The following is a 1,537-nucleotide window of genomic DNA, read 5'->3' on the forward strand; positions in this document are numbered from 1 at the left end:
CACCGCCACCCTCGGCGAATCCGGACTGCGGCGGATCAGTGCCGGCGGTGTACTGCCGTTCAGCACGGAAGAAGGACTCGCCCTCTTCGACCGCGCGCTCGCAAGCGGCCTGCCGCACACCGCGCCGGTCCAGCTGGACCGCGCCCAACTGCGCCACGGCGAGGACACGCCCGCGCTGCTGCGCGGCCTGGTGCGCTCCGCACCCCGCCGAGCCACGGCGCCGGACGATGCCCAGGCGCTGCGCGGACGCCTCTCCGCGCTGCCCGCGGCCGAGCGGCAGGAAGCCCTCCTCGAAACGGTGCGCGGCCAGATCGCCGCGGTCCTCAAGTACGGCACGGGCGCTCAGATCTCGGCCACCCGGCCGTTCACGGAGCTCGGCTTCGACTCGCTGACCGCCGTCGAGCTGCGCAACCGCCTGGCCCGGATGGCCGGTACGAGGCTGCCCACCACGCTCGTCTTCGACTACCCCACGCCGGAGGCGCTCACCGGCCGTCTGCTCGAGATCCTGCTGCCCGGGACGGAGGCCGAGGAGTGGGGCAGGGAAAGCGTCGACCGTCTCGAAGCCATGCTCGACGACGAGCGGGACGAGGCCGAGGTCAACAAGCTGACGGCCCGTCTGGAGACCTTGCTGCTGCGCTGGCGGGAACGCTCCAGGATGCTGGCCGGCACCGCGCCCGGCGGCGGCCAGGCCCAGGACGTGGGGGCCGACGAGCTGGGCGAGGTCAGCGAGGAAGAGCTGCTGCGCTACATCGACGACGAGATCGGGCTGAGCTGATGCACGCACGGCCCACACGCACGTTCTGCACATCGAGGGGTTTCGGACATGGCTGAGAAAGAGCAGATCGTCGAGTACCTGAAGCGGGTGACGGCGGATCTGAAGCGCACCAGGGGCCGTGTCCGAGACCTGGAGGAGGCCGAGCGCGAGCCCCTTGCGATCGTTGGTATGGGCTGCCGGTTCCCGGGCGGGGCCGGTACACCCGAGGAGTTCTGGGACCTGCTGCACGACGGCGTCGACGCCATGAGTGACTTCCCCGACGACCGCGGCTGGCAGCAGTTCGAGGGCGGGGCCCGTCCGCAGGGCGGCTTCCTCGAAACGGCCACCGAATTCGACGCCTCCTTCTTCGGTATATCCCCGCGCGAAGCCCTGGAGATGGACCCGCAGCAGCGGCTGCTCCTGGAGACGTCCTGGGAGACCTTCGAAAGCGCGGGCATCGACGTCGCCGGCCTGCACGGCAGCAAGGCCGGCGTGTTCATCGGCGTCAACGGTGCCGACTACCCCGGCATGCTCAACCAGGCGGGACACGAGTCCCTCGGCCACCTCCTGACCGGCAATGCCGCCAGCGTCGTCTCCGGTCGCATCGCCTACACCCTCGGCTTCGAGGGCCCTGCCGTGACGGTCGACACCGCCTGTTCGGCCTCCCTCGTGGCCCTGCACCTTGCGGCCCGCGCGCTGCGCTCCGGCGACTGCCCGCTGGCCCTGGTCGGCGGCGTCACCGTGATGTCGACCCCCGGTGTGTTCGCGGAGTTCGGCAAGCAG

At 71.0% G+C, this 1,537-nt stretch carries 2 protein-coding genes; both read left to right on the forward strand.

From position 1 onward, the window contains the following. A partial coding sequence (locus BFF76_RS13500) for a phosphopantetheine-binding protein (protein WP_244167274.1) occupies window positions 1–775 on the forward strand: 775 nt, incomplete at its 5' end. Between the two features lie 48 nt (window positions 776–823). Beyond that, window positions 824–1,537: beta-ketoacyl synthase N-terminal-like domain-containing protein (locus BFF76_RS13505; protein ID WP_208604848.1), on the forward strand; the 714-nt coding region annotated here is incomplete at its 3' end.

It is taken from the genome of Streptomyces mutomycini, from assembly GCF_001700505.1.
GTDB classification, from domain to species: domain Bacteria; phylum Actinomycetota; class Actinomycetes; order Streptomycetales; family Streptomycetaceae; genus Streptomyces; species Streptomyces mutomycini.